Source organism: Halobacterium litoreum, assembly GCF_021233415.1.
GTDB lineage: Archaea > Halobacteriota > Halobacteria > Halobacteriales > Halobacteriaceae > Halobacterium > Halobacterium litoreum.
On record NZ_CP089466.1, the window covers coordinates 1,881,598 to 1,894,914 of the forward strand.

16 protein-coding genes are annotated in these 13,317 nt (G+C 69.7%); 13 read left to right on the forward strand and 3 right to left on the reverse strand.

The genetic code is table 11. The annotated features are described in order from the left end of the window. The first annotated feature begins 44 nt into the window (after positions 1–44). The 6 genes from LT972_RS10355 to LT972_RS10380 are packed head-to-tail and all read left to right on the forward strand — an operon-like array spanning position 45 to position 3,421. Positions 45–731, forward strand: coding sequence for a class I adenylate-forming enzyme family protein (locus tag LT972_RS10355; RefSeq protein WP_232570116.1), 687 nt, complete (start codon positions 45–47; stop codon positions 729–731). 53 nt (positions 732–784) lie between these two features. Then, entirely contained in the window at positions 785–1,327 is a 543-nt protein-coding gene (locus tag LT972_RS10360; RefSeq protein ID WP_232570117.1) for a GNAT family N-acetyltransferase, read from the forward strand. After that, positions 1,327–1,893: a GNAT family N-acetyltransferase gene (locus LT972_RS10365; protein WP_232570118.1), complete on the forward strand. Its 567-nt coding sequence runs from the start codon at positions 1,327–1,329 to the stop codon at positions 1,891–1,893. The genes LT972_RS10360 and LT972_RS10365 overlap by 1 nt, the downstream gene beginning before the upstream one ends. After that, positions 1,893–2,447: a GNAT family N-acetyltransferase gene (locus LT972_RS10370; protein WP_232570119.1), complete on the forward strand. Its 555-nt coding sequence runs from the start codon at positions 1,893–1,895 to the stop codon at positions 2,445–2,447. Before LT972_RS10365 ends, LT972_RS10370 begins: the two co-directional genes overlap by 1 nt. Position 2,448: 1 nt before the next feature. Further along, positions 2,449–3,015, forward strand: coding sequence for a GNAT family N-acetyltransferase (locus LT972_RS10375; RefSeq protein ID WP_232570120.1), 567 nt, complete (start codon positions 2,449–2,451; stop codon positions 3,013–3,015). A 34-nt stretch (positions 3,016–3,049) separates the two neighbouring features. After that, positions 3,050–3,421 (forward strand): NUDIX hydrolase, encoded by a 372-nt coding sequence (locus tag LT972_RS10380; protein ID WP_232570121.1) that lies wholly within the window; start codon positions 3,050–3,052, stop codon positions 3,419–3,421. 7 nt (positions 3,422–3,428) lie between these two features. On the opposite strand, the gene LT972_RS10385 is transcribed toward LT972_RS10380, so the two are convergent. After that, positions 3,429–5,408, reverse strand: a complete 1,980-nt coding sequence (locus LT972_RS10385) for an AMP-binding protein (RefSeq protein WP_232570122.1) — start codon at positions 5,406–5,408, stop codon at positions 3,429–3,431. A 104-nt stretch (positions 5,409–5,512) separates the two neighbouring features. Between LT972_RS10385 and LT972_RS10390 the strand changes: the two genes are divergently transcribed. The 7 genes from LT972_RS10390 (at position 5,513) to mce (ending at position 11,874) form a co-directional block, all read left to right on the forward strand. Further along, positions 5,513–6,700, forward strand: coding sequence for a LolA family protein (locus tag LT972_RS10390; protein WP_232570123.1), 1,188 nt, complete (start codon positions 5,513–5,515; stop codon positions 6,698–6,700). A gap of 64 nt (positions 6,701–6,764) precedes the next feature. Further along, positions 6,765–7,343, forward strand: coding sequence for a GNAT family N-acetyltransferase (locus tag LT972_RS10395; RefSeq protein WP_232570124.1), 579 nt, complete (start codon positions 6,765–6,767; stop codon positions 7,341–7,343). 51 nt (positions 7,344–7,394) lie between these two features. Then, positions 7,395–7,586 (forward strand): hypothetical protein, encoded by a 192-nt coding sequence (locus LT972_RS10400; RefSeq protein WP_232570125.1) that lies wholly within the window; start codon positions 7,395–7,397, stop codon positions 7,584–7,586. Between the two features lie 53 nt (positions 7,587–7,639). Then, entirely contained in the window at positions 7,640–8,698 is a 1,059-nt protein-coding gene (locus tag LT972_RS10405) for a S66 family peptidase (protein ID WP_232570126.1), read from the forward strand. A gap of 48 nt (positions 8,699–8,746) precedes the next feature. Further along, positions 8,747–10,429 (forward strand): acyl-CoA mutase large subunit family protein, encoded by a 1,683-nt coding sequence (locus LT972_RS10410; protein ID WP_232570127.1) that lies wholly within the window; start codon positions 8,747–8,749, stop codon positions 10,427–10,429. 61 nt (positions 10,430–10,490) lie between these two features. Further along, positions 10,491–11,432, forward strand: a complete 942-nt coding sequence (locus LT972_RS10415; protein ID WP_232570128.1) for an oxidoreductase — start codon at positions 10,491–10,493, stop codon at positions 11,430–11,432. A gap of 52 nt (positions 11,433–11,484) precedes the next feature. Then, the gene (gene mce / locus LT972_RS10420; RefSeq protein ID WP_232570129.1) at positions 11,485–11,874 is read left to right on the forward strand and encodes a methylmalonyl-CoA epimerase; all 390 of its coding nucleotides are present in this window, start codon (positions 11,485–11,487) and stop codon (positions 11,872–11,874) included. On the opposite strand, the gene LT972_RS10425 is transcribed toward mce, so the two are convergent. Together LT972_RS10425 and LT972_RS10430 are read right to left on the reverse strand one after the other, a co-directional pair. Beyond that, entirely contained in the window at positions 11,871–12,389 is a 519-nt protein-coding gene (locus LT972_RS10425; protein WP_232570130.1) for an NUDIX hydrolase, read from the reverse strand. The two genes, mce and LT972_RS10425, sit on opposite strands and share 4 nt — an antisense overlap. A 72-nt stretch (positions 12,390–12,461) precedes the next feature. Continuing rightward, positions 12,462–13,103, reverse strand: coding sequence for an FAD-dependent oxidoreductase (locus tag LT972_RS10430; RefSeq protein WP_232570131.1), 642 nt, complete (start codon positions 13,101–13,103; stop codon positions 12,462–12,464). Positions 13,104–13,317 lie beyond the last annotated feature (214 nt).

Here is a 13,317-nt window from a genome sequence, read left to right on the forward strand (position 1 = left end):
TCAACACGGAAAGGCGTTAGTCCGCGGCGGCCCGAGCGTCGGGTATGGAGACGCTCGCTGACGTTGTCGGTTCGTTGGACGACCCGGACCGCCCGGCGGTTCGCGCGGGGCGAGTACACGACGCGCGGGAGACGCGCTCTCGCATCTACAAGACGGGGAACGCGCTCCGACACCGGGGCGTGCGGGAGGACGCGGGCGTGGCGATTCTGGACGTCGCCGCGCCGCAGGCCATCCACGCGTTCTTCGGCGCGGCGCTGCTCGGGTCGACGGTTCGGTTCGGCCCGGACCGCGTGGTCGAGAGCCGCGTGCTCGCGGGGCCGACCGAGCGCCTCGGCGAGTACGACCTGCCGCCGGGCGGCCAGCGCGTCGGCTGGGGGTCGCCGCCCGCGGACCCGTCGTGGATGCACTTCGAGCGCGACGTGTGGAGCGAGAACCCCGCGTTCCCGGAGCCCGACGTGACCGCGGCGACCGGAGTCCTGCCGGGCGTGACACACGGCGAACTGGTGGCGGCCGCCGAGTCGGTCGCGGCGGAGTTAGACGGCGAGGACGTCGTCGCGGTGCGCGCGCCGCTCTCGCATCCGGGAACGGTTGCGGCGGGCGTCGTCGCGCCGCTGGTCGCCGGTGCGTCGGTGCTGTTGCCGTCGGACGGGGAGACCGGTACCGTCGCGGTGACGACCGGAGACGCCCCCGAGGAGCGCGCGATTCTGCCGGACGACGCGGCCCCTGAGTGAGTGCGAACCATTCTCGCGGAACCAATTTACGGGGGGATTGAGACGGGAGAGGTATGCCCGGAACAGTCTTCCGTCGTGGCGACCGTGTCACCCTCTGCACGGTCGAACACGAGGACGCCGAGTTCGTCCAACGGGGGCACAACCACCCCGACGTGGGCGTGTCGCTCGGACTGAGCCAACCCGAGAACGAGTCAGAGGCCGAATCCCACGTCGCGCAGTACGAGGACGACCCTCTGAACGTCAGCCTGCTCGTCTGCGTCGACGGCGAGGGCGACGGCCCGACGCCCGTCGGGAAGGTGTCGCTGATGGACCTCCACCACACGCGCCCCGAAATCTCGTACTGGGTGCTCCCGGAGTACCACGGGAACGGCTACGGTACCGAGGCCGTCGAACTGCTCGTCGACTACGCGTTCTCGGCACACGAGATCAGAGGCCTGCAGGCCCAGGCGTTCGCGCCGAACGAGGGGTCTGTCGGCGTGTTGGAGAATCTCGGATTCACCCACGAGGGGACGCTTCGAGACGCCCGGTTCCGCGACGGCGAGTACGTCGACGTGGTGTGGTACGGACTGCTCCGCGAGGAGTGGGAGGACAACTGATGCCGGGACCAATCGTCGAGGTCGGCGACGACCTCGTGTTGCGCACCGTCGAGCGCGAGGACGCGGCGTTCGTCCAGCGACTGTTCGCGGACCCGTTCGCTCGCCTCGGCTTCCACGAGAGCACCGCGAAAACCGAGTCCGAGGTCGAGGAACTCATCGAGGAGCAGGTCGAGGACGGCGACAACGTCGGCTACATGGTGTGTCGGGACGACGACAGCGCGGACTACGACCACCCCGACGACGACGAGACGACGCGCGTGGCGTTCGTCTACGGCCACCACGTCGACCGCGACCGGCCGTCGCTGGCGTTCTGGATTCCGCCCGAGCGCCGGGAGGACGGCGTCGGTGCGGCCGCACTCGAACTGGTGTTGGATTCCCTGTTCCGCACGTACGACGCCCACAGCGTCGGCGCGACCGTCGTTGGCGGCGACGACTACGCGGCGTCCGTCGTCGAGGGCGCTGGCTTCGTCGAGGAGGGGTACGGCCGCGAGGTCCAGTTCGTCGAGGGCGAGTACCGGGACGTGACCGAGTACGGACTGCTCCGCGAGGAGTGGAGCGAGGACTGATGCCGGGGACACTCGTCACCGAGGGCGACGACGTCGTGTTCCGTACCGTCGAATCTGAGGACGCGCCGCTCGTCCAGCGGTCGAGCGCCGACCCCCGCATCCGGTACTCGTACGGCGCCCTCCACCACCGGTCGCTCGCCGAGCAGGAGGAGGGACTCGAACACTGGGCGGAGGGCGACGGCAACGCGGTGTTCGTCGCGTGCGTCGATGACGACCGAGCGCCCGGTCACCCCGAGGAGACGACGCCCATCGGGTGTTTCTCCGCCCGGAACGTCGACGGTGACCGGGCGTGGCTGGCGTACTGGCTGCTCCCCGAGTTCCACGGCGAGGGCTACGGCCGCGACATGGCGGAGACCGGCATCGGCTACGTGTTCCGGAACTTCGCCGTCCACGGCATCACCGCGGGCGCCTACGACTTCAACGAGGCGTCCCGGGGCCTCCTCGAATCGCTGGGGTTCGAGGAGGTGGCGCGCCGCCGCGAGTCCCGGTTCATCGACGGCGACTACCGTGACACCGTCCAGTACGACCTGCTCCGGCGGGAGTGGGAGGGCTGAGATGCCGGGGCCGGTCGTGGCGCGCGGCGAGCGCGTGACGTTCCGCACGGTCGAGCGCGAGGACGCCGAGTTCCGCCAGCGCGCGGCGACCGACCCCCGCCTCCGGTACCCGTTGGGGATGCCCACTCACTTCAGCGGCGCCGAGGCGGAGAGCCTCGTGGAGCAGTACGACGAGGGGAGCGACCGCCTCGCGTACGTCGTCTGTCTGGACGACGAGGACGCCCCAGAGGGTCACCCGGACGAGGACGACACGACGCGAATCGGCCTCGTACACGCCTACGACGTGGACACCGAGCGCGCGCACCTCGCGTACTGGCTGCTCCCCGAGTACCACGGCGAGGGCTACGGTCGCGAGTCGGCGTCCCTGCTCGTCGACCTCGCGTTCCGCACGTCGTCGGTCCACGGCGTCGGCGCCGGCGCGTTCGCGTTCAACGACGCGTCCCGCGGCGTCCTCGAATCGCTGGGGTTCACGCAGGAGTACCGACACCGCGAGGCGGAGTTCGTGGACGGCGCGTACCGGGACTTCGTGGAGTACGGTCTGTTGCGCCGCGAGTGGGCCGAAGAATAACGCTTTTTTGCGTGGCTGTGGTCCGGTCGGTTCCATGACGGGTACCGCGCGCTGTGTCGTGCGTCGCGACGAGGAGTTGTTGGTCGAGGAGGTCTTCGACGGCGAGCGCGCGTTCCGGCCGCTCGGTCGGCGAGTCGGCGACGGAGAGTCGCCCGAGGGCGCCGTCGAGCAGGAGTTCTCGGACGTGCTCGGCGTCGGTTTGAACGGCCTCTCGCCGCTCGGCACGTACGACGGCGTGCGCGTCTTCGAGGCGGACGCGGACGCGACGTGGGTGTACGCCGAGGAGGGGTTCACCGTCTACGACCCCGAGTCCGGCGAGACGGCGCGGGTGTGTTGGCTCCACGTCGACGACTTCCGAAAGTACGGCGAGAAACTGCGGCCCGAGGGGTTGCTCGGGGACCTCTAAGAAATTTCTAGCGGGCTTCCTTGAGTTTCGCGAGCGCGTCCGGGTTCTCGATGCTGGAGAGGTCGCCGATGTCCTCGCCCGTGTACGCGCCCTCGATGGCGCGCCGGATGATTTTCCCGGACTGGGTCTTCGGGAACTCGTCGACGAACAGGATTTCCCGCGGGCGGAACGGCTTGCCGAGTTCCTCGCCGACGTGCTCGCGGAGTTCCTCGCGGAGCGCGTCCGCGACCTCGACGCCGTCTTCGAGAATCACGTACGCGACGACGGCCTCGCCCGTGGTGTCGTCGGGGACGCCGACCGCGGCGGCCTGATTCACGTCCGCGTGGTCGATGAGCGCGCCCTCCACCTCGGCGGGACCGACTTTGCGCCCGGCGACGTTGATGGCGTCGTCGGCGCGCCCGTGCAGGAACCAGAAGCCGTCGGTGTCCTTCTGGGCCCAGTCGCCGTGGTTCCACACGTCCTCGAAGCGCGACCAGTACTCCTCGAGATATCGCTCGTCGCCGCTCCAGAGGCTCTTTGTCATCGCGGGGTTCGAGGACCGCGCGACGAGGTAGCCCCGTTCGTGCTCGTCCGCGATGCTCGCGCCGTCCTCGTCCACGATGTCGATGTCCATCCCGAGGCCGGGACCGCCGAGCGTGCAGGGCTTGAGTCCCTGAATCGGCATCGGCATCAGGAAACAGCCGAACACCTCGGTCCCGCCGGAGATGTTGATGATGGGCGTGTCGCCGCCACCGATTTCCTCGTAGAACCACTGCCAGGACTCGGGGTCCCACGGTTCGCCTGTCGACCCGAGCAGGCGCAACGTGGAGAGGTCGTGGCCCTCCACGTAGTCGTCGCCGTACTTGCGGAGCGCGCGAATCGCGGTCGGCGAGATGCCGAACTGGGTGACGCCGTGGCGGTCTATCATCTCCCAGAAGCGGTCGGGTTCGGGGTAGTCCGGCGCGCCCTCGTACATCACGATGGTGCCGCCGAACGCGTGGTTCCCGATGAGCGTCCACGGCCCCATCATCCACCCGATGTCCGACACCCAGAAGAAGCGGTCGCCGGGCTTCTGGTCGAACCCGAAGTGAATCTCCTTGGCGGGCTGGACGAGCGCGCCGCCGTGCGTGTGGACGATGCCCTTCGGCTTCCCCGTGGTTCCCGACGAGTACAGGAGCATACAGGGGTCGCTGGCGTCCATCACGCGCGTCTCGAACTCGTCGTCCTGTTCGGCGACCGTCTCGTCCCACCACTCGTCGCGGCGCGTCCACCGCAGGGTCTTGTCCTCGCTGTCCGCGATGCCGAGGCGGTCGTAGACGATGGTGTGTTCGACGTGGCCGGCCTGCTCGATGGCCTCGTCGGCGGTCTCCTTCAGCGTAATCTCGTCGCCGCGCCGGTAGAAGCCGTCCCCGGTGAACAGCACCGAACACTCCGAGTCCTCGATGCGCGTGGCGGTGGCGTCCACGCCGAACCCGGAGAAGATGGGGACCGCGATGGCGCCGACCTTGAAGATGCCGTAGAGGATGCTCTGGACCTCCGGCACCATCGGCATGTAGAGACCGACCGTGTCGCCCTCGCCGATGCCGCGGTCGGTCAGGGCGTTGGCCACCTTGTTCGCCTGCCGGTGGAGGTCGTGGTAGGTCTGCTGGCGGACCTCGCCGCCCTCGCCCTCCCAGATGCACGCGACGTGGTTGCGCGTCCCCGAATTCACGCGCGCGTGCCGGTCGAGCGTGTTGTGCGCGACGTTCAGTTTCGCGCCCGGGTACCACTGCGTGAACTGCGGGCCGTCCGTCTCGTCGCGCACGGCGTCCCACCGCTCGTGGAACTCCAACCCGAGGTAGTCCGGGAGTTCGCCCCAGAACCAGTCGAGGTCGGTGGTCGTGCGCTCGATGAGTTCGTCGTAGTCCGCGACGTCGTGGGCCTGCATGAACTGCCAGACGTTCGTGGACTCGACGAACTCCTGGGTCGGCTCGTGGACGATTTCGTCCACCTCGTCGAGCGAATCCATGTGTGGCAACACTTTCCTTCGGGTGAAAGTAGTTTCGCAGTTTCGGGCCGGCGACCCCGCCAGTTCACAACCACTAAGAGACTGTCACGCGGACTCGAACGTGTATGCGCGCGGACGGAGCGTCGACGCGGTCCCCGCTGGTCGCCGTAGCGCTCGCCGTCGCGCTCGCGGCGTCGGCGGCCGTCGGCGGCGTGCTGGCGTTCGGGTCGCCGGGGGCGCCGACGCCCGACCCCATCGGGCTCGACGCGAGCGAGGCGTACGACGACGTCGACGGCCTGCAGGCGACCCGCACCACGGTCGTCGAGCGCGGCGGCGAGACACACCGGACGGTCGCCGAGGTCCGCCTCCGGCCCGGCACCCAGTACCGGCACATCGCGGTCGAGGCGGCCACCGACCGACGGTACGAACTGGTGGTGGCCAACGGTTCCGCGCTCGCGCTCTACGACCGGGACGCCAACGCCGTGGCGCGATTCGGACTGTCCGGGCCGGTCGACCCGCGAACGCCCGGCGACCGCATCGAGGCGCTGTTCGAGCGACTGAACGTCACCGCGCCCGACGGTTCGGCGTCGACCACCGCGAGCGTCTCCCCGCTCCCGGTCGTGCCGCGGACGGACGACGGCCCGACGCCGACGGCCACCGACGCGGGCCACCTCCGCATTTCGTTCGACGGCACCGCGACCGTGGACGGCCGCGAAGCGTACGTTCTGCGCGTAAGCGAAGCGGCGGGCGCGGCGAGCGACTTCGAGCAGACGCTCTGGGTGGACGCGGAACACTTCTTCCCGCTGAAACAGCGCACCGAGTGGGCCGACGGCGGCGAGTCGGCGTCGGTGACGACGACCTACGAGAACGTCACGTTCGACCCCGGACTCGGCGACGACGCGTTCGCGTTCGACGCGCCCGCGAACGCCACCGTCGAGACGCTCGACACCCCCGAGCAGACGACGTACGCGACAGTCGACCGCTTGCGCGAGGCGACCGACCTCGCGGTTCCCCGGCCGGACGTCCCGGTGTCGTTCCGGCTGGCGTACGCGTCGAAGACGAACGGCGAGGTGTCGGGCGTCGGCGTGCAGTACGTCAGCGAGACCGGGAGCCTGTCGGTCGCGAAGTACAGTCGGACGTTCCCGGCGCGCGGCGACCGCACGGTGTCACTCGGCGAGACGGAGGCCGCGGTGTCGGTCGGTTCCACGACGTCGGTGTCGTGGAACTGCGGCGACTACCGGTACACGGTCCGCGGGCAGGGCGTCCCGGTGGACGTGCTCGTGAGCGTCGCGAAGTCGGTCGCCTGCGAGTGATGTCAGCGGTTCCACTCGTCGCCCCGCAAACGCTTTTCCGAGGGCCGTCCAACGTCTGGGTGTGATGTACGCCCGCGACGCGAAGAAACACGAGGAGGTGTGGTTGCTAGACCGCCTCGACGAGTTCGGGTTCGAGGACCCGGCGTTCCGCTCGCGGGACTACGTCCTCGCCGTCGACGAGGACACCCGCGAGCGCGCCGGGTTCGCGCGGTTCCGGGTTCACTCGGGCGACGCGACGGCGGACGACGAGCGCGTCTGCGAGTTCACGAACATCGGCGTGCGCGAGGACTGGCGCGGTCGCGGCGTCGGCGCCCACCTCCTCGAACACCTCGTGGAGGAGGCGGGCGCACAGGGCATCGACGGCGCGTACGCGCTCACCGACGAGGGCGACTACCTGACGCAGTTCGGGTTCGAGCGCGTCGACGAGAGCGACCTGCCGGCGCCGCTCCCGGAGCGCCTCGCCGCGGTCCGCGAGTACCAGCCCGAGGCCGAGTCGCTGTACCTCTCGTTCGCCGACTTCGAGATGCCGGACCGGCTCCGCCGGCGGTTCGCGGACGACGAGGACGACGGCGACGAGGAGTCCGCCGAGGACTTCGGCATCGACCCGGACACGGCGACGTACAAGTACGACACCGGCGGCTGATAGCCGGTCGATACCGCCACGCATTTTTCGCACTCCGGAGTCCGACCACACATGAGCGACGCCCCTCCAGTCGACGCCGCGAGTCCGACTAGCGACCTGCGGCCCGCCCTGACCGGCATCGCGTTCGTCCTGTCCGGCATCCAGTTGACTCTCGTCGGACTGTTCGGCGGCAGCAGCTTCCTCGCCGTCGTCACCGGCTTCGCGCTCTCGGCCGGCGGCGTACTCCGAGCGCTGACTGCGTGAAGACGTCCCACGCACACTGAACGCTTTTGCCGCCCGGACCCGGTCACCCCAGTATGCCCAGTGAGTTCGTCACGCCGCCAGCGATGGAACCCGGCGACAGCGTCGCCGTCCTCGCGCCCTCATCCGGCGGCGCACAGGACGCCCGCCACCTCCTCGAACTGGCCCTCGACCGCCTCCGCGACACCTTCGACCTCGAACCCGTCGTGTACCCGACGGCGCGACAGGGCAACGACTTCCTCGCCGACCACCCGCGGGCGCGAGCCGCCGACCTCCACGCGGCGTTCCGCGACCCCGAGATTTCGGGGGTGTTCGCGACCATCGGCGGCGCCGACCAACTGCGCGTGCTGAAACACCTCGACGGCGACGTGCTCCGCGAGCACGCGACGCGGTTCTACGGCATGAGCGACAACTCGAACGTGGGCCTCTACCTCTGGCGCGAGGGCGTCGTCTCCTACAACGGCGCGCAGTTGCTGAACGAAATCGCGACGCCGGGCGGCGTCCCCGAGTACACCGAGCGCTACTGCCGGCGGGCGTTCTTCGAGGAGACGCTCGGCGAACTCGAACCGAGCGAGGCGTGGACCGACGAGCCGAGTCGCTGGTGGACCGACCCGAGTCTGATGGGCGAGCGACCCGAGTACGAACCGAACCCCGGCTGGCGGTGGGCGGGCGGCGACGAGTCCGCGACGGGGCGGCTCTGGGGCGGCTGTCTGTCCATCGTAGACTGGCATCTCGCCAGCGACCGCTACCTCCCCGACCCCGCGCGACTGGACGGCCAGATTCTCTGCGTAGAGACCTCCGAGTACGTCCCGCTCCCCGGTGACGTCGGCGGGAGCCTGATGGCGATGGGCGAACGCGGCCTGTTAGAGCGCTTCGGCGCCGTTCTCCTCGGCCGACCGCCCACGCGGAGCCACGTCGCCGACCCGCCCCGCGGTGACCGCGACGCGTACCGTGAGGCGGTCTACGACGCGGTCGCCGAGCAGGTCGAGCGATACAACCCCGACGCCCCCGTCGTGATGGGGCTGGACTGGGGGCACACGAACCCGATTGCGCCGCTCCCGATAGGGCGCGAGGCGACCGTCGACCCCGAGGCCGAGCGCGTCGTCGTGCGGTAGTCGCCGGAACGTACAACCATTAAGACGGTGAACCGCCTGCGTTCACGCATGTACGACGAGGACGACCTCGCGGCGATACGCGAGGGCCGCGAGGAGTGGGAGGAGGACACGCTCGGCCCCACGCTCGACCGGTTCGGGGAGCGCAAGGAGGAGTTCACCACGGACACCGGCGGGCAGACCGTCGACCCCCTGTACACGCCCGAGGACGTGGCCGACACCGACTACGACGAGGACCTCGGGTTCCCCGGCGAGGAGCCCTACACCCGGGGCGTCTACCCGACGATGTACCGCGGTCGGCTGTGGACGATGCGCCAGTACGCCGGGATGGGCACCGCCGCGGAGACCAACGAGCGCTTCCACTACCTGCTCGACGAGGGGCAGACCGGTCTCTCGATGGCGTTCGACCTGCCGACCCAGATGGGGTACGACTCCGACGCGACGATGGCCCAGGGCGAAGTCGGGAAGTCCGGCGTCGCCATCGACACGCTCGCGGACATGGAGACCGTCTTCGACGGCATCCCGCTGGACGAAGTGAGCACGTCGATGACCATCAACGCGCCCGCGTCGGTCCTGCTCGCGATGTACATCGCGGTCGGCGACAAGCAGGGCGTCGACCGCGAGGAACTCCGGGGCACCATCCAGAACGACATCCTGAAGGAGTACATCGCGCGCAACACCTACATCTTCCCGCCGGAGCCGTCGATGCGCGTCATCACGGACATCTTCGAGTTCTGCGCCGACGAGACGCCGAAGTTCAACACCATCTCGATTTCGGGCTACCACATCCGCGAGGCGGGCGCGACCGCGGCTCAGGAGGTCGCGTTCACGCTCGGCGACGGCATCGAGTACGTCGAAACGGCGCTCGACGCCGGACTGGACGTCGACGAGTTCGCGCCCCAGTTGTCCTTCTTCTTCAACGCCCACAACAACATCCTCGAAGAGGTCGCGAAGTTCCGCGCCGCGCGCCGGATGTGGGCCGCCATCATGGAGGAGCGCTTCGACGCCGAGAACCCGAAATCGAAGCAGTTGAAGTTCCACACGCAGACCGCCGGCTCCACCCTGACCGCCCAGCAGATCGACAACAACATCGTCCGCGTCGCGTACCAGGCGCTCGCCGCGGTGCTCGGCGGCACGCAGAGCCTCCACACGAACGGGAAAGACGAGGCGCTCTCGATTCCGACCGAGGACTCGGTGCGGACGGCGCTTCGCACCCAGCAGATTCTCGCCCACGAGTCGGGCGCCGCCGACACCATCGACCCGCTCGCCGGCTCCTACTACATCGAGTCTCTCACCGACGACATCGAGGAGGAAGCGCGCGAGATTCTCGGCGAGGCCGAGGACCGCGGCGGGATGCGCCAGGCAGTCGAGGACCAGTGGGTACAGCGCCAGATTCAGGACGTGGCGTTCGAGCGCCAGCGCGAGATCGAGGAGAAAGAGCGCGTCATCGTCGGCGTCAACGAGTTCGAGGTCGACGACGACCCCGAGACCGACATCGAGGAGGTCAGCGAGGAGGACGAGCGCCGGCAAATCGAGAGCCTGGACGACGTGAAGGGCGACCGCGACGACGAAGCGGTCGAGGCCGCGCTCGCCGACCTGAAGGAGGCCGCCGAGGGCGACGAGAACGTGATGCCGTACATCGTGGACGCGGTGAAGGCGTACGCGAGCGTCGGCGAAATCTGTAACGCGCTCCGGGACGTGTTCGGCGAGCACGAACCCGGCGCGGCGGTCTGACGGCCGCGGCGACGCGGACCGAGACGACCCTACTTTGTCACTGGCCCGCAAAGCACGCGCCATGAGTGACTGGACTCCGACGGCGATGCCGTCGCAGGCGGGCCGGAACGTCGTGGTGACGGGCGCGAACAGCGGCGTCGGCTTCGAGGCGACGGCGGCGCTGGCGGCGCGGGGCGCACACGTCGTGATGGCGTGCCGGAGCACCGACCGCGGCGAGGACGCGCGGGACGCCATCGCCGACGAGTACCCGGGTGCGTCGCTGACGGTGCGCGAACTCGACCTCGCGGACCTCGACTCGGTGCGCGCGTTCGCCGACTGGTACGACGCCGAGTACGACTCGCTCCACGTCCTCTGCAACAACGCGGGCGTGATGGCGATTCCGCGCTCGGAGACAGCGGACGGCTTCGAGACGCAGTTCGGCGTGAACCACCTCGGGCACTTCGCGCTCACCGGCCGCCTGCTCGGCGCGCTCCGGGGGACGAAGGGCCGAACCCGGGTCGTCACGCAGTCCAGCGGCGTCCACGAGCGCGGCCGAATAGACTTCGAGGACCTCCAACACGAGGCCGACTACGACAAGTGGGAGGCGTACGCGCAGTCGAAACTCGCGAACGTGCTGTTCGCGTACGAACTCGACCGCCGCCTGCGCGCCGCGGGCGCGAGCGTCGCGAGCGTCGCCTGCCACCCCGGCTACGCGGACACGAACCTCCAGCGCCGCGGCCCCGAGGCCGAGGGGTCGCGGCTCCGCCTGCTCGCGATGAAGGCCGCGAACGCCGTGCTCGCACAGAGCGCCGAGCGCGGCGCGTGGCCGCTCCTCTACGCCGCGACCGACCCAAGCATCGACGGCGGCGAGTACGTCGGGCCGGGCGGCCTCCTGAACATGCGCGGCCACCCCGCCGAACAGAATTCGAGCGACCGGTCCCGCGACGAGGACACCGCGCGCCGCCTCTGGAGCGTCTCCGAGGACCTGACCGGCGTCGCCGTCGACCTGCCCGCCCCCGAGTAGTCGGCGAGCGCGCGCCGCAGGCTTGATGGCCGGCGACCGCCTCGCCTCGCGTATGCACGTAGACCACGTCGGCGTCGCCACCGAGGACGCCGCCGGACTCGCCGAACTGTACACCGAACTGTTCGACGCGCCGGTCGCCCACGAGGAGACGTTCGACGGCCTGCGCGTCGTGTTCCTCGAACTGGAGAGAGATGGCTACTTCGAGTTGCTCGAACCCGTCGAGGACGGCACGACAATCGGCCGGTATCTCGACAAGAACGGCGGCGGCATCCACCACACGGCGCTCGCCACCGACGACATCGAGGCGGCGCTCGCGACGGCGCGGGACGCCGGCGTCGAACTCGTCGACGACGAACCGCGAGACGGCGCGTGGGGCCACGACGTCGCCTTTCTCCACCCGAAAGACACGGGCGGGGCGCTAATCGAGTTCGTCGAACACTAACCCAGCAGGTCGGCGACCTCGGGCGCGACGGCGTCCGGGAGGTCGGCGGCGTCGAACCACGCGGCTTCGGCCACGTCGTCGCCGGGTTCGAGGGCGTCGTCGTCGGCCTCGCCCTCGAAGAACACCCAGAGTCCCGTGACGCCGTCGCCGCCCTCCACGAGCGCGAATCGCTGTTTGACGACGCGAACCACGTCCGAGAGCGAGGCGAGCACCCCCGCGTCGGCCTCGACGCGAGCGAGCGCGGTCTCACGGAGGCGTTCGCCGCGCTCGGTCGACCCGCCGGGGAGGTCCCAGACCGCCGGCGAGTGCTCGTAGCGCACGAGCAACACGCTCCCGTCGCGCTCGACGAGCACCCGAGCGCCGCCGAGATTCCCGGCCTCCGACGCGCGCAGGCAGTCCGTGAACGCCGCACGCGGGACGACCGTCTCCTCGGTGTGGACGTCGAAAGAGCCGTACTCCCGTTCGAGGCCCGCGAGTTGCCGACCGACGGGGTCGTCGATTCCTGCAGCGGACACACGGTCAGTGTCTTCGGGCATCGTTTTAGTTCATGTGGCCGTTCCGCACTCACTCGACGCCGAACGTGCCGGCTACGGCGCCGGGCCGAAACTCTCGACTTTCGCCGCCTCGGTGTCGAAGCCGGTGGCGGTCAGCGCGTCCAGCGCGTCCTCGCAGAACCCCGCGAACCCGTAGACGAACGGGACGCCGTCGGTGCGACCGGCGACCGACGCGACGGCGTCGGCGAGGTCGGCCGCGACGACGACCACGGTCACGCCCGTGTCCGCGAGCGCCGCGAGGCGGTCCTCGTGGACGGGTTCGTCGTCCTGGTAGACGAGCGTGACGTCGGCGCCCGCGTCGTGGGCGCGCTCCGCGATAGCGATGGCGGGCCCGACGCCGGGGCCGCCCGCGAGCAACACGACGCTGTCCTCGCCCTCGTAGTAGTCGTCGCCGAACGGCCCCTCGATGCGGACCTCGTCGCCGGGTTCTCGGTCCGCGAGCCACGGCCCGAGTGTCCCCTCGGGGTCGACGCCGACCGTCACCTCGAACGTCTCCGCGACGTCCGGCGACGACAGCGTGTAGTAGCGTCCCTCCTCCTCGCCCTCGAACTCGGCGAGCACTCGCACGAACTGTCCCGGTTCGGCGACGAATCCCGCGGGCGTCTCGAAGGTCACCGCGACGGTGTCCGGGCCGACGTCCCGAACCGACCGCACGGCGACGGCTGTCTCGTCCATACCGCGGCGTGGCCCCGCACGCACCTAATCGGTTCGCTTCCCGGACGAGCGCCGAGCACAACTTCCGGGGTTCACGCCTCGGACCGGCGCACCAACCGCGCGTTTGCCGGTGCGTGGTACTGGTAGACGCACGTCCAGTTGTACCACCGAGTGCGTCCGTTCGGTCGGTTTTCGCGCGAGGTACGCCTTCAGAAGCCTTTTTGCTGGCGGCCCG

Coding starts and splice junctions, on each gene's coding strand:
- LT972_RS10400 (WP_232570125.1), top strand. CDS start 7,395: ATGAGCGACGCCCCTCCAGTCGACGCCGCGAGTCCGACTAGCGACCTG.
- mce (WP_232570129.1), top strand. CDS start 11,485: ATGCACGTAGACCACGTCGGCGTCGCCACCGAGGACGCCGCCGGACTC.
- LT972_RS10355 (WP_232570116.1), top strand. CDS start 45: ATGGAGACGCTCGCTGACGTTGTCGGTTCGTTGGACGACCCGGACCGC.
- LT972_RS10380 (WP_232570121.1), top strand. CDS start 3,050: ATGACGGGTACCGCGCGCTGTGTCGTGCGTCGCGACGAGGAGTTGTTG.
- LT972_RS10385 (WP_232570122.1), bottom strand. CDS start 5,408: ATGGATTCGCTCGACGAGGTGGACGAAATCGTCCACGAGCCGACCCAG.
- LT972_RS10405 (WP_232570126.1), top strand. CDS start 7,640: ATGCCCAGTGAGTTCGTCACGCCGCCAGCGATGGAACCCGGCGACAGC.
- LT972_RS10395 (WP_232570124.1), top strand. CDS start 6,765: ATGTACGCCCGCGACGCGAAGAAACACGAGGAGGTGTGGTTGCTAGAC.
- LT972_RS10390 (WP_232570123.1), top strand. CDS start 5,513: ATGCGCGCGGACGGAGCGTCGACGCGGTCCCCGCTGGTCGCCGTAGCG.
- LT972_RS10415 (WP_232570128.1), top strand. CDS start 10,491: ATGAGTGACTGGACTCCGACGGCGATGCCGTCGCAGGCGGGCCGGAAC.
- LT972_RS10370 (WP_232570119.1), top strand. CDS start 1,893: ATGCCGGGGACACTCGTCACCGAGGGCGACGACGTCGTGTTCCGTACC.
- LT972_RS10365 (WP_232570118.1), top strand. CDS start 1,327: ATGCCGGGACCAATCGTCGAGGTCGGCGACGACCTCGTGTTGCGCACC.
- LT972_RS10375 (WP_232570120.1), top strand. CDS start 2,449: ATGCCGGGGCCGGTCGTGGCGCGCGGCGAGCGCGTGACGTTCCGCACG.
- LT972_RS10430 (WP_232570131.1), bottom strand. CDS start 13,103: ATGGACGAGACAGCCGTCGCCGTGCGGTCGGTTCGGGACGTCGGCCCG.
- LT972_RS10360 (WP_232570117.1), top strand. CDS start 785: ATGCCCGGAACAGTCTTCCGTCGTGGCGACCGTGTCACCCTCTGCACG.
- LT972_RS10410 (WP_232570127.1), top strand. CDS start 8,747: ATGTACGACGAGGACGACCTCGCGGCGATACGCGAGGGCCGCGAGGAG.